Source organism: Micromonospora sp. R77, from assembly GCF_022747945.1.
Classification (GTDB): Bacteria; Actinomycetota; Actinomycetes; order Mycobacteriales; family Micromonosporaceae; genus Micromonospora.
The window spans coordinates 425,524-447,632 of sequence record NZ_JALDST010000001.1; the positions used below are offsets into that span (position 1 = coordinate 425,524).

The following is a 22,109-nucleotide window of genomic DNA, read 5'->3' on the forward strand; positions in this document are numbered from 1 at the left end:
GGACAACAGGCGCTATTTGGCGTTCGTCATGTTCTTGGTGTTCGCGCCCTCGGCGCCCACGTAGGTGTCGTAGGACTTCTGCATGGCGCGGATCGCGTCGTCCAGTAGACCCTTGGTGTCGATCGTCAGCTTGCTCATGTCCTTGCCCAGCTCCTGGTACTTGGTCCCGGACGGGCTCACCCACGCGCTCCCGACCGCGTCCTCGAAGTACGCCCACAGAATTTTCAGCGCTACTTCGATCGCGTCCCGCTCGCCCTCGATCTTCTTGATCGCGGCGCCGAGCTTTGGGATCTCGACGGCGTATTCCGCCCGCTCGCCGTTGACGATCTGGTAGATCGGGTTGCCGTCGGAGTCGGAACCGACCACGGTGCCATTGCCGAACGTCGACTCGACCAGCCCGTCGGCCGTGTATTTGATGTCGACGGTGTTGCCGTCGCCGTCATAGCCGTGCGTCGGGCGGGCCTCGCTGTCGAACTCGTCGTACGTCCAGCCGTTCGCCTGCGAGTTCAGCAGGTCACCCTTGGCGTCGCGGGTGACGATGTTGCCGTCGCTGTAGGTCCAGACGCTGCTGCCGTCCTTCGCGTAGACCACCTTCACCGTTCTGCCGGTGCCGTCCTCAGTGCCCGCGGTCGGCCGATCCTGGGCGTCGAACGTGTCGAATGTCCAGCCATTCGACTGCATCGACGTCAGATTATCCGCGCCGTCGCGCTTGACGACCGCGCCGTCACCGAACGTCGACGTACTCGACCCATCCGGACCGTAGGTTATCGACACCTGCTGCGCCGGCCGGCCGTCCCGGGCCGGGACCACGCCATGCGTCGGGCGCTCCTTGGTGTCGAACGTGTCGTACGTCGTCCCGTCGGAGAGGACCTGCTTCGTGAGGTTGTAGTCGGGGTCGCGGTAGATCTTCGTGCCGTCATCCTCGTACGACTGCACACTGCTGCCATCGGGGGCGTAGGTGATGTCCACGTTCCGGCCATCGATGACGCCGTGGACCGGCCGGTCCTCACCGTCGAACTGGTCGTAGAACCCGGCGCCGTTCGGCAACTCCTGCCGGGCGATGCTCCCGTCGGGGTTGAGCGTGACTTTCTCACCACCGGCATACGACTGCACACTGCCGCCGTCGGGGGCGTAGGTGATGTCCACGTTCCGACCATCGACCACACCATGCGTCGGCCGGTCCTCACCGTCGAACCGGTCGTAGAACCCGACGCCGTCCGGCAACTCCTGCCGAACGACACTCCCGTCGGGGCTCAGCGTGACCGTCTCACCACCGGCATACGACTGCACACTGCCGCCATCCGCGGCATAACGAATATCGACGTTCCGACCATCAACCACACCATGCGTCGGCCGGTCCTCACCGTCGAACCGATCGTAGAACCCGACGCCGTCCGGCAACTCCTGCCGAACGACACTCCCGTCGGGGCTCAGCGTGACCGTCTCACCACCGGCATACGACAGCACACTGCCGCCATCCGCGGCATAACGAATATCGACGCTCTGACCGTCAATGACGCCGTGAACCGGCCTGCCCTCACCGTCGAACCGGTCGTAGAACCCGACGCCGTCCGGCAACTCCTGCCGCACCACATCACCATTAGCGTCCAGCGTGACCGTCTCACCACCGGCATACGACTGCACACTGCCGCCATTCGCGGCGTAACGAATATCGACGTTCCGACCATCAACCACACCATGCGTCGGCCGGTCCTCACCGTCGAACCGGTCATAGACCCCACCGTCCGGCAACTCCTGCCGCACCACGCCACCATCAGCATCCCGACTTACCGAAGTGCCGTCGCCGTACCGCCACGTGCTACCACCATCACCGCCATAAACCACATCCACCGGCTGACCATCAACCACACCATGCGTCGGCCGACCGCCACCATCAAACCGATCGAACACCCCACCATCCGCGGTGGCCTGCCGCACCACGCCACCGTCGGGGTCCAGCATGACCTTGTCACCACCGGCATACGACAAGACACTGCTGCCGTCGGGGGCGTAGCTGATGTCCATACCCTGGCCATCGACAACGCCGTGGATCGGCCTGCCCTCATTGTCGAACCGGTCATAGACTCCGCCGTCCGCCAACTCCTGCCGCACCACGCCACCATCAGGGTCCTGAATGACCTTGTCACCACGGGCGCTCCGCACGAAGGCCGGCTCAACCGGGCTGAACTGGGCCGCGTCAGGCTCCGCCGGCTCGGCTGGATAAATCACGACCGGGCTGGCCTGGGCTAGAGGGATGCCGTCGACGGACTCTGGTGTGGACACGGCAAGCTCCTGCGACTGATCGGCTGGACAGCGATCTGAGCGTATGAGCGGGCCGGGAGATCGGGGCAAGCCATCCGTTCGGGGACGTGGAACGGAGTTTCTAGCCGCATCCGCAACCCGATCCCGAACGGCCTCCCGGCACGGGCGAGGGGATGGCGTGGAGGAACCGTGTACACAGTCGCGGTGATGGCCGAGCAACCGATCTGGCGTGCCGGCCTGGAGACGCTGGTCGGGGACGATCCGGTCCACGGGTGGAATCGGCGGTGGCCGGCATCGACGACCTGCCGGAAGCTTCGATCTGGTGGTGCTGGATGTGGCCCGCCCGGAGTGCACGGTCGGCAGCCTGATCAGGCGGACGATCCGGCACGGGCCGGTGCTGGTCGGCGCGGAGTGGCCGGGAGCCGGCGGCCTGATGGAGTCGATCCTCGCGGGTGTGCGCGGCTGCGTCAGCCGGCAGGCCGAGCAGGAGGCCGTACGCGAAGCGACGCGAGTGACCGCGCAGGGTGGTTCCTACCTGTGCCGACGCCTCACGGAGCGGCTGCCGGAGGGTTTGTCGCAGCCGCCGGCGCAGGAGCCGGGTGGGTTGGCGCCGCGCGGGGCGGAGACGCTCCGCCGGCGACGAGGCGAAGTGACCCGTCGAGCAATCGAACGTGGCCGTCTCCCGCGCCGTCGAGGGCTGAACGGGCCCGGAGGACGCCGCCACCGGCCTCCCCCGGGCACCCGCTCAGAACAGCGTCCGGCCCACCATCATGAGGTGCCCGAAGGTGCCGAAGACGCCGATCGTCAGCGGTGCGATCGCCATCGCGGCCCCGGCTCCGACGACCTCGGAGCGGCTACGGCGGATCGGCGGTTTCGGCCCGGAGCCGGTGTGCTTCCGGCGCGGTGGGATCAGCACGCTCATGCCGACACCGACCAGCACCACCGCGAGCGCGATGCCCACGAGCAGCGACGAGGCGCCGGCACCGCCCATCGACTTCGTCCCTGCGGCCAGCAGGCCGAAGACACCGGCGGCGGTCGCGACGGACAGCATCCACAGCTCGGCCGTGAAGGCGGCGCCCCTGCTGCGCGCGAAGAGAGCCAGGCAGCAGATGCCCCCCAGCACGACGGCGAACGTACGCCCGGAGAGCGCCAGCACCGGCAGGGCGATGCAGAGCGCCACGATCGGCCCGCCCATGACGACCGCGGTGACCTGGGCGGAGCGGTCGACGAGCCCGGTGGTGGCCTCGGCGAACGCCTGCCGGCCGCGGGGAAGCTTCTGACCCCACGCGGTGACGGTGGCGGCGAGCCGGCGCGACATGGCCAGCATGCCGATGGCGACGGCGGCGACGACGGCGCTGGCCTCGACGGCGTCCGCCTCCAGACCACCGGTGAGCGCCACCACGCCGGCGCCGACGGCGAGGGACAGCTCGACGGCGATGAGGAGCACGTCGCCGAACATGGCGACGGCCATGAGCATCGCGGTGTTGGCGCCGACGGCGGCGCCGGACCACGCGGAGAAGCCGAGGCCCTCGGCGACGAGGCTGCCGGCGGCGGCCAGCGCCGGCACGGCGGTCAGCGCCATCAGCTGGATGAGCACCGGTGGGGTGGCCGATTCCTTCTGGCGTACTCCCCACGCCGCCCCCAGCAGCACGAGGCCACCGACGGTGAGGCCGATCGCCGCTCCGGTGTCGGCGTCGTGGCGGAAGCCGACCAGCACCGCCGCGGCCAGCAGCAGCAGCAGGCCGATGCCGGTGACGACCGGGCCGGGGTGCACCGAGCTCAGCCGCAGCTCCTCGGTCTCCTCGGCGACGATCTCGTCGATCTCCTTGACGATGGGCGCGTCGACCGGGCCGTCCGCCAGGTCGTAGAGGTAGAGGACGTCGCCGTCGACGACGCCGGCCTGGAGCAGGCTGGTGTCGAGGGCGAACGGGCCGGTGTCGGGCCGGGACAGCGTCCACACGGGTGGAAGCTGGTCGTTGCCGTCCTGGCCGCACACGGCGGCGAGTCGCGGGGTGAACTCGCCGAGCGGGCTCAGCGACGGGAGGGCGACGTCGGTGCTGCGGTAGGTGCCGACCACAGTGACGCGGGTCTGTTCGTTGGCCATGACGGGTCTACCCCTGGGTGGTCTCGGTGAGGGCGGTCTGGATGAGGCGGTTGGGCTGGCCCCGGCGGACGAGCACACCCCGCCCCGGGGGCCGCTGCGCCGCGCGTTCGTCGCCGAGCACGATCCCTTCCTTCGGATCGCCCGAGAGGATGAGGCCGCCGCAGCCCATGTCCCGAATGCGGGTGGTGAGCGTGTCGGACATGCCGCTGCGGACCATCCCGGCGACCCGGCGGGCGAGGACCAGGTGCAGGCCGACCTCGCGGGCCTGCGGGACGAACGGCAGCAGCGGCGCGAGGACGCTCTGCGGGCCGACGATCAGGTCGTAGTCGTCGACGACCACGTAGATCTCGGTGCCCTCCCACCAGTCGCGCGCCTTCAATTGCGCGGGGGTGATGCCGGGCGGAGGTACCCGCTCCTTGAGCTTCTCCACCACCTGCTGCACGTACACCTGGGCCGTCCCCGCGTCGCCCGCGTACGCCCCGAGGTGTTCCTCCGGCACGGCACCCATCAGCGTGTGCCGGTAGTCGATGAGCACGACGCGCACGTCGTACGGCGAGGTCCGCTCGACGAGTCCGCTGAGCCAGGTACGCAGCAGCGAACTCTTGCCCGACCCGGCGTCGCCGTAGACGAGGAAGTGCGGGTCGCTGCCCTGCAGGTCGAGTCCGACCGCGGAGAGGTCGTGCTCGGCGAGGCCGATCGGTACCGCCTCGCCGGGCAGCTGCGGCAGTTCGCTCACCAGCACCCGCTGCGGCAGCAGCCGGATCGGCGGTGCGGCCGGCCCGGTCCAGTGCTCGGTCACCTTGGCGAGCGCCTCTTCCTGGGCCTCGCGCAGGCCGTCGGCGGAGTCGTTGCCGTCGAGGCGGGGCAGGACGAGCTGGAAGAAGACGCCGGGCGCGCTGATGCCCCGGCCGGCCATGTTGGACGGGATCCTCGCGGCGAGCCGGCGGTGGACGTCGGACTCGGTGGGATCGTTGAGCCGCAGCTCGATGCGGGTGCCGATGCTGTCCCGCAGGGCGGGCCGGATGTCGTTCCACCGCCCGGAGGTCATGACGAGGTGGACACCGGCACCGAGCCCACGTGCGGCGATCTCGGTGACGTACGCCTCCGCGTTCTCGAACTCGGCCCGCAGCGCCCCCCAGTTGTCGATCATCAGGAAGACGTCGGCCGCCCGTAGCCCGGCGGGGAGCAGCCCCGCCTGGCGGCGCTCGCGCAGCTCGGCGATGGACTCGACGCCCAGTTCGCGCATCTGCCGCTCGCGCCGCACGATCAGCGTGCGGATCTCGGCGAACGTGCGATTGACCAGCTCGGGGTCGTTACGCCCGGCCACAACGCCGACGTGCGGCGCGGAAGCATACGGGTGCAGCGTGCCACCACCGAAGTCGATGCAGTAGAACTGCAGCTCGTCAGGGGTGTGCGTGAGCATCCCGGACATCATCACGGTGCGCAGGAAGGTGCTGCGGCCGGTGCGCGGGGCGCCCACCGCGGCAAGGTGTCCGTGCACACCGGCGAAGTCCATCACCAACGTCTCCTGGTCCTGCTTGAGTGGCAGGTCGATGAGACCGATCGGGACGGCGAGTCGGCCGGAGAGCGGCCACAGGCGGGCGGCGTATCCGCGGCCGGTCTTGGGCGTCGGTCGGCCGACGAGGTGGTCGAGGGCCAGTGCGGCGGGCAGCGGTGGCAGCCACACCTGGTGCGCGGGACTGGCGATCGAGTGCAGTCGCTCGGCGACGATCTGCAGCTCGGTGGGGCCGGGCCGGGCGGCCAGCTCCGCGAACTCGTCGCTCTCGCGACCGACGACGACGGCGTCGGAGCGCAGGTCGAACGGCGCGATGGTGGTGTCGCCCGCGCCCATTCCGGCCAGCCGCTCCTCTGGGCTGACGTAGGGGGCGGAGACGTGGGCGACCCGGAACCGCTGGTAGATCGACTCGTCGACCTTGAGGTACGCGGATCCGGGAATGGACGGCAACTTGTACGCGTCCGTCGTGCCGATCACCGTGCGGCTCTCGGCCGCGGAGAACGTGCGCAGGCAGATCCGGTACGACAGGTGCGAGTCGAGACCGCGCAGCCTGCCCTCCTCGAGCCGCTGGGTGGCCATCAGCAGATGCATGCCCAGGGACCGGCCCACCCGGCCGATCTGGACGAACAGGTCGGCGAACTCGGGGCGCCCGGAGAGTAGTTCGCTGAACTCGTCGACGACGATGAGCAGCGTGGGCAGCGGTTCGAGGGGTTCACCGTCGGCGCCGACGGCACCGGCCGCGCGGCGGATCTGGTACTCGCGTACCGTGTCGATGTTTCCCGCGTCCCGCAGGATGTGCTGGCGGCGCTGCTGCTCGCCCATGAGCGCGGCCAGGACACGGTCGATCATCGCCGCGTCGTCGGCGAGGTTGGTGATCAGCCCCGAGACGTGCGGGAGGTCTCGGAGCGGCGCGAACGCGGCACCGCCCTTGAAGTCGATCAGGACGAACGAGAGCAGCTCCGGCGAGTGTGTCAGCGCCAGGCCGGTGACGAGCGTCCGCAGCAGCTCCGACTTGCCGGAGCCGGTCGCACCCACGATGAGCCCGTGCGGTCCGGAGCCGCCCTGGCCGGACTCCTTGATGTCCAGCATGACGGTCTGGCCGTCGCCGTCGGTGCCGATCGGGGCGCGCAGCATGCGCGGGTCCCCCGCTTTGACCCAGCGGCTGGTCACGTCGGCGCGGCCGGGGTCGCTGCCCAGGACCATCTCACTGAGGGAGCGGGTACGGGTCAGCACCTGCTCCCGCTCGTCGCTCAGCCGTAGCGGGGCGAGGTTGCGGGCGATGAGTTCGGCGAGCTGCGGGGTCACCTCGTCGGGCCGGCACCGGTGTGCGGGGGTGACCACCGCCGCGAGGTTGCCCTCGCTGACGATGTGCCCCTCGTGGTCGAAGCGGATGCGCAGGTCGACGCGGCTCGGCTCGTCCTGCTCGCGCTGGCTGAGGAAGACCAGCGTGATGCCGAGCTGGTGACCGGCGGCCTGGAGCAGCGCCTTCATCAGCTCGGAGCGGCCCCACTCGGAGAAGGGCGCGAACCCGGTGAAGAGCACGACCAGGCGGCGCTGCCTGGCGTCGTCGGAGCGCTCGCCGCTGAGCATGTTGCGCCGGCTGATCTGCTGCTCGTTGCGCTTGGCCAGCTCACCGGCGAGGAACGCGCCGAGCACCTCGGGGTCCTCGGCGACCAGCGACACCGTGCCACTCTCGCCTCGTGCGTCGGGCTCGAACGTGTGCGGGAGCCACTTGGTCCACTCCCACTGCTCGGCCCCGGAGGTCTCCACGGCGATGGTGACGTCGTCCGGCGCGTGCAGCACGCCGATCTGGGTGAGCATGGCCCGGGCGAGGGTGTCCGTCTGTGGTGGGCTGCCCACGACGCTGAGCACGCCGGCGCGACCCACGTCGATGATCATCGGCTGCGCCGCGACGTGGCCCATCCGGTCGATGAGCCGGTGTGCGGCCTGCAGCGACTCCCAGTCGTAGTCGCCCAGCGGGTCCATGTTGGGGTCCAGCCCCAGCGGGGTGGCGAGCCGGACCGCACCGTGACCGATGCGTACGCGCAGGAAATCCTCGTCGCTCTGCCGCCGCTCCCACACCCGGTGCCGGTTGGTGCTGATCGACCACAGCCGGTGCGGATCGGGGTCGGCAAGCATCGTGACGGTGCGCTGGGCGGTCGCGACCTCGCGCGCCTCGTCACGGGCCAACGCGAGGTGGCGGCGGTAGCGGGTGCGGGCCTTGCGGGCCTGCCGACCGTTGGTGCTGCGCTGCGACATCCGCATGCCGATGACCGCACCGGTGGAGGTCAGGAAGAACAACACACCGATGATGATCAGTGCGGGCTTTCCGAACGTCACCATGTAGGCGGCCATACCGACACTGGACAGCAGCGGAAGCAGCAGGGTCCAGGCGTTGTTCGCCGGGTTCTCCTTGGGCGGCTCCGGCGGGTTCGGCAGCGTGACCTGCTGCGAGGGGAGCTGCGGCAACAGCATCCGCGCGGGGCGGTGGAACGCCAGGCGGCTCATCGGGCTCCTCAGCCTCGGACGTCGAAGGCGATGTCGGTCAGGTCGGCGGCTTCCAGGGTGCTCAGCTGCTCGTCGCTCGGGTCGTCCAGCTCGGCGACCCGCCCGGCGTGGTTCTCGGTCATCTCCTGGAACACCTTGCGAGCGAACCGGCCGTTGCCGAAGCCCTCGCCGCGGTCGACCGTGACGAAGTAGCGGGCCAGGCTCGCGCGGGCCGCGTCGGACAGCCGGTAGTCGTGGTCGCTCGCCTGCTTGTCGACGATCCGCACCAACTCGGTCTCGTCGTAGTCGTCGAAGGTGAGGGTGCGGGAGAAGCGCGACGACAGGCCGGGGTTGGCGCCGATGAAGCGGTTCATCTGGTCGGGATAGCCGGCGACGATCACCACCACCTCCTCCCGATGGTCCTCCATCAACTTCACGAGCGTCGCGATGGCCTCGTTGCCGAAGTCGTTGCCCTGCCCTTCGGGCACGAGAGCGTAGGCCTCGTCGATGAACAGGACCCCGCCGAGCGCACGCTGGAATGCGGCCTGCGTCTTGGGAGCGGTGTGTCCGACGTACTCGCCGACCAGCATGCTGCGGTCGACCTCGACGAGGTGGCCGCTGGTGAGCATGCCGAGGGCCGCCAACAGTTGGCCGTAGAGGCGGGCGACGGTCGTCTTGCCCGTGCCGGGGTTGCCGGCGAACACCAGGTGGCGTGACATGGGCGGTGGTGCCAGCCCGGCTTCGCGGCGGCGCTTCACGAGGTGCATCAGCTTGACCATCGTGCCCACGTCCCGCTTGACGCCGGTCAGACCGATGAGCTCGTTGAGCTGGTCGAGCAGCGGCTGCAACGCGTTCTCCGGCGTCTCGGTCGGCGGTTCCCCGCCGGTCCCGTCCTTCTTCGTCGCTGTTCGGGCGACCGCCGGCACCGTCTCCGCCGTCGCGGGCCACACCGGGGACCCCACCCGCTCGCTGTGACAGGCCTCGAAGACCGGGGCGGCGTCGTCCGCCAGGCTGACGTCCTCGTCGGCGTCCCGAACGGCGCAGCGGCGCAGCACGGGGTCGGCCGCAGCGCCAACGTGGATCGCCGGGTAGCCGGTACGCGAGATGCTGACGTCCTCGGCCTCACCGTGCGCGCCCGCGGCGAAGTAGAGGCCGTTCTTCCGGACGTCGGTGATCGACACGCGGCGCAGCACGGGGCGGGCATCCGTCCACACCGCGAGCCCGCTCCCCCCGACCGTGTCGATCTCGCAGTCCTCGAGCACCGGCTCGGCGTCGGCGTCCAGGAAGACACCCGCCGCCCCGCAGCGTGCCACCGTCGACCTGAGCAGGGTCGGTGCCGAGCCGGCCGCGATCTCCACGCCGGTGTGGGCGATGTCGCGCACGGTGCAGCCGGCGAGCAGAGCCCGGTGCGGGGTGTCCACGCGCAGGCCGGTGCCGCAGTTGGTGATCGTCACCGCGCGCAGGACGGCGTCAGCCGCGTCGTCGACCTGCACGCCGACGAGTTCGGCGTGGTCGATGCCGGTGTCACTCGCGTAGAGCATCGCGCGACCGGAGGCCCGGATGCCGAGCTCGGCGGTCACGGCCACGGCGACGCCCAACAGGGTCACCGCCGCCGTGCCGGTGAGATGCACGGCGGTGAAGCCGCACTCACGCACCTGCGCGTCGCGCAGCTGCAGGTGGCTGTCGTCGACCGCGAAGACGCCGTTGGCCTTCGAGCCGGTCAGCGACCCGCCACGCCAGCGCACCTGGGCTTGGTCGCGCAGCGCCACGCCGGTCTGGGCGCTGTTGGTGACGCGCGCCGAGCGGACCGCCAGCCGGCTGTCCTGCACGGCCAGTACGCCCGCGCTGCCCGCCCGGTCGAGGGCGCTGTCGTCGAGCAGCGTCGCCGACTCGCCGCCGGTCACGATGCCCGCGGCCCCGGTGCGGCTGATCTCGCACCGTCGCACCACGACTCCCCCGGTCGGGCCCGGTTCGGCGGGTACCAGGTCGTCGGGGCGGCCGGGGCGCAGCGCGGGCCACCAGTCGGCGCCGAGGCCGCCGCTGCCGAGGACGCGTACGCCGTCGCCACCGACGTCGTGGATGTGGCTGTCGAGCAGGCGCAGCGCGGCGCTCTCGCGTACCTCCACACCCGCATCCCCGGTCGAGCCGATGTCGCAGCGTTCGAGCACGGCCGTGGCGGTGTCGCCGACGCGCACGCCGACGCCCGACACGTCGTGCAGCACGGCGCCGGACAGCACCAGATGCGACGAGCTGTCCGCCACCACCCCGACCCCGGAGATCTTCGTGACGCGCAGGTCGTCGGCCGTCAGCCGGGCACCGTCGGCCACGCTGAGCGCGCACGGTCCGGTCTCCTCGACGGCGCAGCCGGTGAGCGTGGCTTCGGCCCGGCCGCCGACATGGACGAACCCGGCGCTGACCCGGCTGGACACCAGGTCGAGGTGGCCGGCCGAGACCAGCACGGCGACGCCGCCGGTCCCGCCTCCGCGTACGGTGATGCCGCGCAGCGTGACCGAGCCGCCGCGGACCTGCACCGCGGGCCCGTCCGGCGCGACCAGTTCGACCACGCCGGATTCGTCCTCGGCGACGATCGTCACCTCGTGGTCCAGGACCAGGCACTCCCGGTAGGTGCCCGGGGAGACCGCGACGACCGTGCCGGGCCTGGCGGCGCGGACGGCCGCACCGATCGTCTTGTGCCGGCTCCACACTCGGGTGGAGACCCGCTCGACCCGGCCGGTCGGTGGGGTACGGGCGGCGGCGGGAGCGGCGGCGACGAACGACTCAGCTGGCACAGTTCACCCGTACCTGACCGAACGCGACCCGGGCTCCGCCGGCGCCGGAGGTGTTCGAGGCGTCGAGTCCGACGGCGATCTGGTTCTGGTGCACGGGGTAGCTGCCCGCGTCGAACCACCGGCCGGCATTCGCCTGCTGGTCGATCGTGAAGCTCGCGAACGGGGCACCGGACGGCCCCGCGGTCACCGTGTACGTGGCCTTGTCGACCAGCTTCGAACCGGTCCTCGGGAGGTAGACACTGACGTGGCAGGAGTTGATGGCCTTGCCCGTGGTGAACCACCAGGTCGCTGACTGGCCGGTGACCGGCCGGCCGTCCTTCCTGCCGGGCTGCGGCAGCGTCACGGAGGTGCCGTGGCAGCCGCCCTGCGACCAGCCGCCCGCACCGATCGTGCGCCACTGCCCGGTACGGCCGCGGGCCTCGAACCCGCGGTCTCCGGCGGCCTCGCAGTCCCAGCCGGTCACCGCCTCGAAGGTGCCCGTCGGCCGGACGCTCGGCGCCACCGTGGTGCCCTTCGCCGCGGCCTTTTGCGCCGGTGTCATCGGCCGGACCAGGTTCCAGAACACGCCCACGACGACCGCGCCGACCGCCACCACCGCGGTCACGGTGATCAGGGTGGGCAGGCGTACGGTCGTCCGCTCGCTCGCCGGGCGTTCGGCGGCGTGCTCGACGAACGCGCGGACGAACTCGCGTCGCTGGCTGACCTCGGCCGACGCCTGGTGCTCGGGGGCCGGCGGGGCCGCCACCGTGGCGCGCCGCACCGGCTGCTCGGCGACGGGGTCGGTGCTCACCGGCTCGGTCATGCGACCGGTCGCCGGAGCGGCCCGGGCGCGGCGCCGAGGTCCGACCCGGCCGGCATCACGTCGGCCAGGGTCGGAACGTCCACTTGCAGCGCCCGGTGGACATGAGCGTCGTCGGTCGTGTGGTGCATGCTCTCGTTCCCCTCGCGCGCCGGCCCGGTGAACCGGACATCGCGATCATCGCCCCGGCTGCGGGGACGCGGCCAACCCCCGCGAACGGGGGACACCGTCGCAGAACCCGTCGGTCAGCAGTCGAGAACCAACTCGGCGAAGCGTTCCAGCACGGCCCGGTTGGCGTTCGCGGATCCGGCCAGCCCCAGCAGGGTCTTCATCAGCGGGATTTTCGTCCCCACCAGCAGACCCTCCGCCGCCGACTGCACCTGCGCGGCCGGCACGGACCCGCCGCGAAGCGCCGTCTGGGCGTACCCGAGGACCCCGGCGAGGGCCACGTCGGAGCGGGCCGGGTTCGCCAGGCCGACGTACAGCTCCGGCAGGGCGCCCCGGACGGCGTCATCGGCCTCGAACAGGTCGAGCAGCAACAGGTCTCGTGCCGCCGCGTCCGGCTCGGACAGGAACGCCGCGACGGCGTCCAGGTGGCCGGCGAACCCGAGGGTTGCCACGGCGTCCCGGGCCGGGCCGCGCTCCACCGCACCTCGCCGCACGCCGGACAGGCCGCCCGCCGTCACGTCCGACTGCGTGGCGCTCGCCGCCCCGGCAGGACCGTCCCGCCACTGCTCGGGCAGCGGACTGAGCCAGTGCACCGCCGATTGCCCAGGCTCGACCGGCAGCCGGCCGATCAGGTCGAGACCGGCTCGCGCGACCGCCGCCGGGACCGCGACCCCGGGCTCCCCGACCACGATCAGGGCGCCCCCGCTCTCGGCACCCGAGCGGACCCGGAGGGCGAGCTCCGGATCGGGTGACCCGGCCGGCCGCGCCCACAGGCCCCACGGCAGATCCTCCAGGGTCCAGCCCTCGGGCAGCTCGAACCGATCGGGGTGATCGCCTCGCCGCAGCCCGTACGGCGTCTCCGGCTCCCGGCCCGGCGGGGTCACGAGCCAGTGGTCCGCCCAGCGTCGCAGGCTCGGCGTGCCGTCCGCGGCGACCGGTGCCGCCCGTCGGGCCTGCCGCTCGTCGGCGGGCCGCTCGGTGTACGCCACGGTGACGCCGTAGCGATCACCGAGCGTGCCCAGCACCGACGCCGGCGCGGACGGGGCGTGCACGACGATGGCGGCGCGCTGCGCCGGATCGGGCACCCGGTCGGTGACCTCGGTGAGGAAGCGGGCGAGATCCACGCCGGGCGACACGATGACGCGCTGCTTCCCGGCGATCGGCAGGAAGCTCTGCGCGATCGTCGTCATCACGTCCGCCGATGGGGTGCCCGACTCGGTCAGCAGGAGACCCGAGGCGACCGGCGCGACTCCGCTCGGCAGCGCCGCCCCCGCGTCGAGCAGCGCGCTGCGCAGCGCGCCGGGGCCGAGCACGTCCAGGTTCGGCGCCTCGATCGTCGTCTGCTGTGCGAGAAGGCGCAGGCCGGTGTCGACCGCCTTCGCCTCCGCCGCCGTCGCGGCACCGCGGAACAGACGGTCGTAACGGGTCAGCCAGTCGTGCGCGAAGGCGATCGACAGGTCCTTGACCACCGTCGGCGGCAGCGCGTCGCGGGTGGCCAGCAGATCCTCGAAGGCTCGCTCGGCGCGACGTAGCTCGGAGCCGACCTGCTCGTGGTGCAGCAGACGCCCGGGCACCGACCCGGGCAGCCCGGCCACCCGCTCCGCCAGCTCGGCGACGGCCGCCGCGATGGCGATATCCGTGCCGTTCCCCCGCTGCGCGCGGGCCCGGGCCGCCGCGTCCGCCTCGTGCAGCACCGCCTCGACCTCGCCGACGATGCGGGCCCGGACGTCGGCGGGCACGTCCCGCCCGTCGCGGTGCAGGCCGGCGCCGACCCCGACCCGAACGGCCTCGAGGACCGGCAGCGCCGCCTGTTCGTAGGCGGTCGGCGGTGCCGCCAGGCGGGCGGTCGCTCGGTCATCGGTCCTGGCGGCGGCCTCGGCGCGAGCGGCGTACTCACGAAGACGGGCGTCGGTGAAGTGGCGGGCGATCTCGCGGGCGATCTCGGCGGCGACGCTGTCCCAGTGCGCGGCCCTGCTCGCCGCGAACGGGTCCAGCTGCTCGCGCACTTCCTTGCGCAGCCGCGCAAAGGCGTCGGTGAAGAACGACTCCACAGCGAGCGCGTAGGCCGAATCCGGTGGTATCGGCCGGCCGTGACGCTCGGCAGCATCCCGGTGGGCCGCCACGGCGGCGGCGACCGCCTCGTCGTGCCGGTGCGCCTGCAGGTACACGAACGCTTCCTGGCGGATGGTGGTGCGCAGGTGCGCGTACTGGTGCCGCCACTCCGCCTCGGCCCGAAGGAACATCGGATCGAAGACGCGTGCGCCCGCATCGATCGCGGGGGCGAACACCTCCCCGAACCATCGCCGACCGATGGTGACGTAGTCCGCCCGGAATCCGTCGAGGATGCCGGGAGCCAGGCCGTCGAGCGTCGCCGTGCCCGTGCGCTCGGTCTCGGCCCTGGCCTCGGCGAGCGCCGTGTCGAAGTCGCGAACCAGGTCGGGTCGGTGCCGCTGCGCCAGCAGCGCGGTGTCGAGACGGTCGGCGTACCGCACCCGCAGGGAGTTCGCGTCCCGGTGCCACTGCTTCGCCCGCTCGGCGTCGCTCAGGGCCGCGATCTTGTCGACGGGCCTGCGCAGCGCGTCCAGCTTCTCCTGGAAGGCCTGCCGCTGCAGGTCCTCCAGGCCGTGGAAACGCTGATTGTTCAGGGCGAGCTGCTCGACGGCGAACTGCTGGCCGAGGACCCGCAGGGACACCTCCGAGAGGCTCTGGTCCGGTGCGGTTGCCAGGCCCGCGCCGATCGACCCGTGGAACTTCGTCGCCGCGCTCTGCGCCGCCGCCCAGGCCTTGCCCGCCACGAACAGGTCGGTCCGGGCGCTGTCGAACTGCCGCTGCGCGTACGCCTGCCACACCGCCTCGCGGCCACCGTCCTCGGCGAAGCGCGCGTCGTCGCCCTGATGGCGGATGGCGTCGTGGTGGCGCAGCACCTCCGCGGTGAACGTGCGGCGCATGCGGTCCAGCACGGACACGGGCAGGGTCAAGCCGTGGTCGTAGTCGACCACATCGACCGCCCGGGTGAAGACGTCGTCGGCCAGCTCGGCCGCCTCGAGCTCCTGACGGAGCCGGACCGGGTCGCCGACCCACCGGTCGCCCAGCAGGTCGCGGATCGCCGGCGGGACCGCCCCCACGTCCCGCATCGTGTCCAGCGTGGCCAGGAACTCCGCATCGGCAACTGTCGGTTCGTCGGCGACGTCGGACGGTTGGTCCCTGACGGCCCGTTCGATGATTCCCGGGAGGGCGGCGGCCGCTGCGGCGACGGCACCCTGCCAGGCCGCCGCCGGCTGGTTACGCCAGCCGTCGGCGATGCGCTTGGCGTATTTGGCCAGGACGCCGTCCAGATCGAGGAGGACCCCGGGATTCGCCGTGCGGAACTCGGCGACCGCGGCCCGCAGACGGCTGTCCGCGTCGAGCCCTGCCGCGTGCAGGTCCCGTTCCGCCGCGGTGGCCGCGAGGACGCGGTCCTCGATGTCCCTGTGGGCCAACTCCTGGGGCGTCGGCGCCGTGGTGTCGCGCGCGGGCGGACGGCCGGACGGGACGGCGGGAGTGACGGTGGGCGGGGCGTCGATCGGGTCGCGGGACAACGGCGCCGCCATGGGCAGCCCGTCGCCCGGCCCCTCCGGCTGGACGCTCTCCACCCCACGAGCCGGGGCGGGCGCGGGGCCCGCCGACGGGCCGTTCAACGCAGCAAACCGCTGTCTGAGGACATCGGCCTGCTCCTTCAGGTCGACCGGCATACGTTCGGGCGGCGTCACGTCGTCCGCGAGGTTACGGTGGTCGGTGTTGTTGCCGGCCAACTCCCGGGGCGTCAGCGCCGTGGTGTCGCGCGCGGGCGGGCCGCCAGCCGGGGCGACGCGGGCGACGGTGGGCGGTGTGCCGATCGGGTCACGGGTCAGCGGCGCCGCCATGAGCAACTCGTCGCCCGGCCCCTCCGGCTGGACGCTCTCGGGCCGGTTCTGCTTTCCGGGCAGCGGCGTCACGTCGTCCGCCTTCATCCGGGCGCCGAGGTCGTCGATGACCTTGCCGAAGGTGTGCCTGTTGGCCTTGGCCTCTACGGCCGCCTGCGCCGCGAGCTCGTCAGCGTGCCGTCCTGCGGTGACGGCGGAGATCTTTTCGCTGATCTCCACCTGTACCTTTTCGACGCCGTCCCAGTCGTCCTTGCGGTACGCCTCCGCCAACCTACTGCGGGCACTGGCGACGAGATCGTCGGCGAGGCCCTCGCCGTCCGGAATCGTGAGGGCCGCGAACTCGTCGAAGAGCCTCGTCGTCAGCCGCGCCGACGCCAGCTCGGCACGGAAGGCGGACCGGGCCAGGTCGCGCAGCTCGGCGTCACCGCCGGCCAGGTCCTGCGTACGTAGCTTGTTCGGCGTCAGGTCGTGGCGGGCGTACATCTCCTCGACGAGGGTCTTGCGTACACGGACGACGGTCGCGCCGCGCAGGAGCGTTTCGCCCCAGCGGTCCTCGATGTCCCGGAGCAGCTGCGCGGTGGCGGCGTCGTCGAGGCCCGCGTCCTCGGCCAGTTCCCTGCCGAAGATCTGCAACTCCTTGAGGCCGGAGTCCGTCGGCACATCGAGCCCCGCCGGGAGTTCCTCGCGCGCCAGCGGGCCCTCCGGCACGTCCAGCTGCTGAAGCTGCTGGTCGAACGCGTCGTCCTGCGCCCGGGAACTCGAGTCCGAGAACTCGTCGGTGTGGCCCATCCGCTCCGAGACGGACGGCTCTGCCTTCGGCCCCGGCGACGGCTTGAGCGGGACACCCGCGTGCAGCTCGGGCAGCACGTCCCGGCGGAACGCCTTCTGGACTCCGGCTTGGGCCTGGAGCTCCCCGGAGGTCAATGCGGGGGCCTGCTCCGGCGGCACCGGCTTGGCGGCCGGCTCCCGCAGGGCGTCGAACGGCGTCCGCAGGTCGTCGAATCGCATCTCCAGCTTTATGTCGGTAAAGTGCTCGTTCAGCTCGGCGCGCATCGTCGACAGGTCCCGCCCAATACTCACCGGTTCGGTGATCTCCCTGATCCGGGCCTCGTCACCCTGCCGATAGGCGAGCGTCAGCCGCTCCCGTACCGCGTCGTCGAAGGTCCTTCCGAATCGCTCGAAGTCGTCTGCGTACAGCCGCACCCACTCGTCGTAGAGGCGGTTATCGACGCCCAAAACGGCCAGCTCGTCGCGGTAGACCCGCCGCGCGTTCCGGCCGCCGAGGCCACCGTCGAGGTCACGGGCGGCGAAGACCGCCGCGCGGTCCGGGTCCATGCCCGCCCGCACGGCGGTGTTCTCCAGCAGCGTCCGCTTCGCCTCGTCCAGCGAGAGCGTCAGGTCGTATCGCTCCTGGACCTCGGCCTGGATCCGGCTGATCTCCTTAGGCCAAAGCCCGGCTTGCTTGCCGAGGTCGTCAGCCGAGGCCAGCAGTTCGTCGAGCTGGTCTCGGTGCGACGGTTGGTCCGGCAGGCCCGAGGGGCTCTCCTCCGTGTCACGTTGGAAACGCGCCCACTCCTCTTCGGAGGCCACGATATCGTCGTGGCGCTGCCGCACCGGCGGCTCGACCCGGGTCGGCTCCGCGGGCGTCCTGAGGCCCATGGCCTCCGCCGTGCTCGCGCCGTTCTCGACATTGACCCGAGACTTCAACTCCCTGAGCGGCCCGGCACGGAAGTCCTTGGCGAACGCCTCCTGCGCGGCCCGCTCGGCGGCGGCATCGGAGGCCGCGACCGCCTCCTCGTCCGCTCTCCCGTGCCCGAGCTGCTCCAGCCGACGTCCCAGCTCTGCCGTGACTCTCTCCGAGGCCGCGTCCTCCGCTGCTGCACGAAAGGCGACGGCACGATCGAGTTCACTCTGGATCCTCTCCTCAGTCGCGTCGTCACCGGTGCGCTTCGCCTGAGTCAGCTCCCTGCGGACAGCCTGCGTATACGGGACGCCGACCTCCTCGGCGCGGCCGATGCGCCAGTCCACCACCAGCTCGATCCTCCGGTTGTCGTCCGCGAACGCTCTGATCTCGGCCTTGAACTCCTGATGGGCGGCCCACGATCTCGCGGTGTTCGGTGACGTGGCTCGCTCCGCGAAGTTGCGGGCCACGCCCTCGTCCATTCCGGCGCGCACGCCGATGTCCGTCATCAGCTTGCGCGTGACGGCCGCGTCGGCGCCCTTGCTCAATATCGCGTCGCCATGTCTGGTGTACGAGTCCAGTAGCTCGTCGATCTCCCGCCGGGGCAGCCCGGCCGCGGCACCGAATTCCTCGATCAGCTCCTTAGGACGCTCCATGTCCGCCGGCACGGCAGGAATATTCAGCTCGTCGAACTTCTGCGCGCGTGGTTCGGTCTTCGGGACCTCCGGCAACTTGTCGCTTCCCAGCCCGGTTATCCGGTCCAGCAGCGACCGGGACGTCGGGGCGCCGGCCGACGGGGCGTTCAACGCGCCAAACCGCTCCTCAGGCGCCCTGACCAGCCCACTGTCCACCGGCCGCTTCACCGCCGGCGGCGCACTCTCGGCCCGCCGCACGGGCACGTCACCCGACTCCACCGGACGGCCCCGTACGGCAGCGGGGCCCTCCCCCCCACGAGCCGGACCAGACGCGACACCCGACGGTCCTTCCAACGCCTCGATCTGCAGGCTCCTGACCTGCCCGCCGCCGACCGGCGCGGTGGGATGGGTGCCGGTGGGCAGGTCCGGCGTAGCGCCGGGGCGCGGGCCCATCGCGGGCGGCAGGCTCAGGCCGTGCGGCACGGGCGCGGGCCCGCTCGTCGCCGTGTGATGCCCGCGGCCCAATCCCGTCGGTACACCGACGACCGACGAAGCGGGCGTGGAGGGGGCGCTGACCGACCACTCCGACGCCGATGACGGGGTGACCCGGCCGGACTGCGTCGGGCTGGCCGGCGGGTTCTCCGCGGGGTACGGCGACCGCGTCGGCAGGGTGGTCACCTCTGGTTTCGCCACGGTGGTCGGCACCTGCCCGGCGGTCGGGGTGGTGGGCGATTCGGGGGTCAGCGCCCGGGTGGGCCCGGTGATGGTGGAGGCGTTCTCCGGGACGGCCGTACGGCCCGGCTGGTGCGGAGCGCCCGGGGCATGGGTGACCTCGGGTCCCCCGACCGTCATCTTCGGCGGCGGTTGACCGACCACGTCACTCCGCCCGGCGACGAGGTCGACGCTGCCCCGCTGGGACGGCGTAAGGCTGGTCGGCGAGAACTGTTCGCCGTTGACGACCCGTGTCGGCTGGCTGACGCTGCGGCCAAGCTCGAGATTGGCGACCGGTTGATCAGTTGGCCGACTGGCGACGCCGCCGGGATGCGGGGCCTCGCCCTTGACGGTGCCTCCACCGGTGTCGACCCGTAGCGAATGGCGAACGGTGCCGTCACGGTCGAGGTTGGCGACCGGCCGATCACTGGCCGCCACCACAGGTGGCCGGGCGGCGCCCGACACCACAGGTGGCCCGTCGCCGGCCGACACCTTGGGTGGCCGGTTGGCCATGACGCCGCCGCCGGGCAGGGCGGTGTCGCCGGTGAAGGTGCCGTCACCCGGTCTCGACGGCGCGCCGACGTGCGGGCCGCCGCCGGAGACCGCCTGCCTGGTCGCGGTGGTAGGCGGCACCGGCGTCGCGGGGGTGGTGACGTTCTCGAAGGTGTGCGGGGCGGGCTGCGGAGTGGCCTGCTTGACGGTACGGCCGGCGCTGCCCACCGACCCTTCGCCGGAGTGGACCCGCTGGTCTCCCAGGCCGCTGGTGGGGCCGCCTGGGCTCACGTCCGGGATGTGCGGTGGGGCCAGGTCGGTGGCGCTGACCGCTGCGTCCCGGACGGGCATGGGGGTGCCGTCGACAGTGTTGTTCCTAGGGAGCGTGTCTCCGGCGGCGTGCGTGCCGTTGGTGGTGCCGTCGCCCTTGCGTGTCGGCGCGGGCTTTGGGAACCCGCCGGGCCCGCCCCCGGCTTTCGTCCTTGGGAACGGGACGAGCTCGGCGGGACGGATGGAGAAAAGGCCGCCGAGGATGCTGGCGAGGAAGACGTTGACCAGGATCGGCATTGCCGAATAGTCGACGGGCACATTCATGACGCCGGAGACGGCGTCCCGGACCGAGAACTCCAGCACGACCTGCCACGTGCCCCAGACAAGGGCGTTGATCGCAAAGTCGAAGAGCGCCGTGACGATCCTGCTCGCGAGGGTGCCCATGGCGGTCACCAGGCCCGCGAGCACGTCGGCGAGGATGGCCAGCGCCTTGAAGAGCACCGCGCCCAGGCCCATGGTGAGCAGGTCGAGGAAGGACAGCACGATTTCGACGATTAAGTTGGCCCTCTCCTTGTCGATCTGCTTCTGGACCTCGTCGGCGTAGTCGTCGAGGACCTTCGCGAACTCGTACGCGGAGTCCTTCACCTGTTTCAGCTTGAGTTCGACGTCGAGCGTGGCGATCTCCGCATAGAAGTTGGCTAACCCACGCCAGGTCGTTGCGTGGTACGCCTTGCTGACGCCGGCGCCCAGGGTCGTCAGCCGGTCGCCCTGTTCCCGCCACTCCGCGGCGAGCTGGCGCACCAACGCGGGATCGGCATGGCCGTTATATGAAGCCACGGCTCAGCTTTCCTCGGGCTTGTGCCAGGGGTAGGGGTTGTCGACGTAGTCGGCCTTGATCGGGTCGAGTGTGGTGTCCTTGCTCGGGGGCGGCGCGCCGTCGCCGCTGTCCTCCGGCTCCTGCGCCATCTGCTCACTGAAGGCTTTCCACATGTCCTTGACGGACAGCTCGACGCTGTCGTAGTTGGCGGCGGCGACGAGGACTCCGCCGCGGAGCTGGTCCAGCAGGCCTGGCGTCTCGACGGTCTCGCCGTCGGCGCTCGGCACCCCGAAGAGCCGCTCCTGGATGTCCGTGAGCCGGGTGTTGAACTGTGTGGCGGCGTCGGCGCTGTCGCCGATCCAACCGAGTTTGAGGTCGGTCCAGGTCTTGCCGATGGTCTCCCAGTGCTCGGCGATGCTGGTGATGATGCCCTTGATGGTTTCTGCGGCACTTTGCATCTCCGACGGCGACACGTCGATCTCCGTCGACGCGAGGTTGTAGTTGGCCTCGGCCATCGCGTCACCCCTGCTGGTCCTGGTCCATCCCGTCGCCGAGACGCTAGCCAGGACCACGCCGAGTCCTCCAGCCCCCACTTCGGGGACGTTGTCGCCGTCACCCCCGGACCGCGAGGGTTGCGGGCATGGATATCGAGAACGTCGGCGAAGCCATGGGCGAAACCGACGCGGTGCCCGTCGACCTCGACCAGACCTGGGGGAAGGGCCGCAACGTCGACGGCGACGTCAAAGGCGAGGACTCCTCGCTCGTCTTTACGCGCCCGGAGCCGGACGGCAAGGGCGGCTTCGTCGATGCGGACGGCAACCCGGTCGACGAGGACGGTAAGTACATCCCGCAGTCCGACGGCAAGGGTGGTTGGGTCGACGGCGACGGCACGCCGGTAACCAAGGAGGGCGCGCCGCTGCCGCCCGCCGACGGTTCGATTCCCGGCGCGGTGACCCCCGGCTTTACGGTCAGCACCGGCAGCATCCGCGACGCCGAGACCACCATCCTCGGCCTGACGAAGACCGAGATCGACGCTTTCGAGACGTTCCGTGACAGTGTCATGCAGCGGGCCAGCTGGATCTTTTACGCCGAAGCCTACGAGCAAACCGTGGTGCAGAAGCAAGGGGGCGGCCCCCCGACGAATGGCAACACCTACGGAACGTTCCAGTGGGATGAAGTCGAATACTACCCGAACGTCGTTGACCCACACCCGGAGATGACCGAGCAGCTCCAGTACAGCCAGTACCAGCTGCTGCAGTCCGTGGGTGGCGCGCTGGAGCTGGTGGGCCAGTACGTCGCCAAGCTGAACAACTCGGCCCAGATGTATGCCTCGGCAGACATCCAGTCCGCACCGCCCACCGACTGAGGATCCCGCCGCTCGGCGACGCGGCGTCGGCTCCTGGCATGGATCTCCCGAGCCGCTCGTGAACCTGGACCCGGTTCCACCCGTCCCAGGGTCGGTCCGCGACCGAGGGC

General features: G+C 71.3%; 8 protein-coding genes. 1 reads left to right on the forward strand and 7 read right to left on the reverse strand.

The annotated features are described in order from the left end of the window. Positions 1 to 12: 12 nt before the first annotated feature. From MRQ36_RS01915 to MRQ36_RS01945, 7 genes are all read right to left on the reverse strand, one after another. Positions 13 to 2,283: a hypothetical protein gene (locus tag MRQ36_RS01915; protein WP_242792073.1), complete on the reverse strand. Its 2,271-nt coding sequence runs from the start codon at positions 2,281 to 2,283 to the stop codon at positions 13 to 15. A 724-nt stretch (positions 2,284 to 3,007) separates the two neighbouring features. Continuing rightward, positions 3,008 to 4,366 (reverse strand): EsaB/YukD family protein, encoded by a 1,359-nt coding sequence (locus MRQ36_RS01920; protein WP_242792086.1) that lies wholly within the window; start codon positions 4,364 to 4,366, stop codon positions 3,008 to 3,010. Between the two features lie 7 nt (positions 4,367 to 4,373). Then, positions 4,374 to 8,390, reverse strand: coding sequence for a type VII secretion protein EccCa (gene eccCa / locus MRQ36_RS01925; protein WP_242792090.1), 4,017 nt, complete (start codon positions 8,388 to 8,390; stop codon positions 4,374 to 4,376). Positions 8,391 to 8,398: 8 nt separating this feature from the next. Continuing rightward, on the reverse strand, positions 8,399 to 11,158 hold the full coding sequence (locus tag MRQ36_RS01930) for a right-handed parallel beta-helix repeat-containing protein (protein ID WP_242792092.1): 2,760 nt from the start codon (positions 11,156 to 11,158) through the stop codon (positions 8,399 to 8,401). Continuing rightward, positions 11,148 to 11,948, reverse strand: coding sequence for a hypothetical protein (locus tag MRQ36_RS01935; RefSeq protein ID WP_242792096.1), 801 nt, complete (start codon positions 11,946 to 11,948; stop codon positions 11,148 to 11,150). The genes MRQ36_RS01930 and MRQ36_RS01935 overlap by 11 nt, the downstream gene beginning before the upstream one ends. A 254-nt stretch (positions 11,949 to 12,202) precedes the next feature. Continuing rightward, a complete protein-coding gene (locus MRQ36_RS01940; protein WP_242792100.1) occupies positions 12,203 to 20,617 on the reverse strand; it encodes a hypothetical protein in 8,415 nt (2,804 codons plus the stop codon). 39 nt (positions 20,618 to 20,656) lie between these two features. Next, positions 20,657 to 21,148 (reverse strand): hypothetical protein, encoded by a 492-nt coding sequence (locus tag MRQ36_RS01945; RefSeq protein WP_242792103.1) that lies wholly within the window; start codon positions 21,146 to 21,148, stop codon positions 20,657 to 20,659. Between the two features lie 125 nt (positions 21,149 to 21,273). Between MRQ36_RS01945 and MRQ36_RS01950 the strand changes: the two genes are divergently transcribed. Beyond that, positions 21,274 to 21,999, forward strand: coding sequence for a hypothetical protein (locus tag MRQ36_RS01950; RefSeq protein ID WP_242792105.1), 726 nt, complete (start codon positions 21,274 to 21,276; stop codon positions 21,997 to 21,999). Positions 22,000 to 22,109: the final 110 nt, after the last annotated feature.

Excerpts from the sequence above, each read along its gene's own strand:
- MRQ36_RS01945 (WP_242792103.1), bottom strand. The coding sequence starts at position 21,148 with ATGGCCGAGGCCAACTACAACCTCGCGTCGACGGAGATCGACGTGTCG.
- eccCa (WP_242792090.1), bottom strand. The coding sequence starts at position 8,390 with ATGAGCCGCCTGGCGTTCCACCGCCCCGCGCGGATGCTGTTGCCGCAG.
- MRQ36_RS01950 (WP_242792105.1), top strand. The coding sequence starts at position 21,274 with ATGGATATCGAGAACGTCGGCGAAGCCATGGGCGAAACCGACGCGGTG.
- MRQ36_RS01920 (WP_242792086.1), bottom strand. The coding sequence starts at position 4,366 with ATGGCCAACGAACAGACCCGCGTCACTGTGGTCGGCACCTACCGCAGC.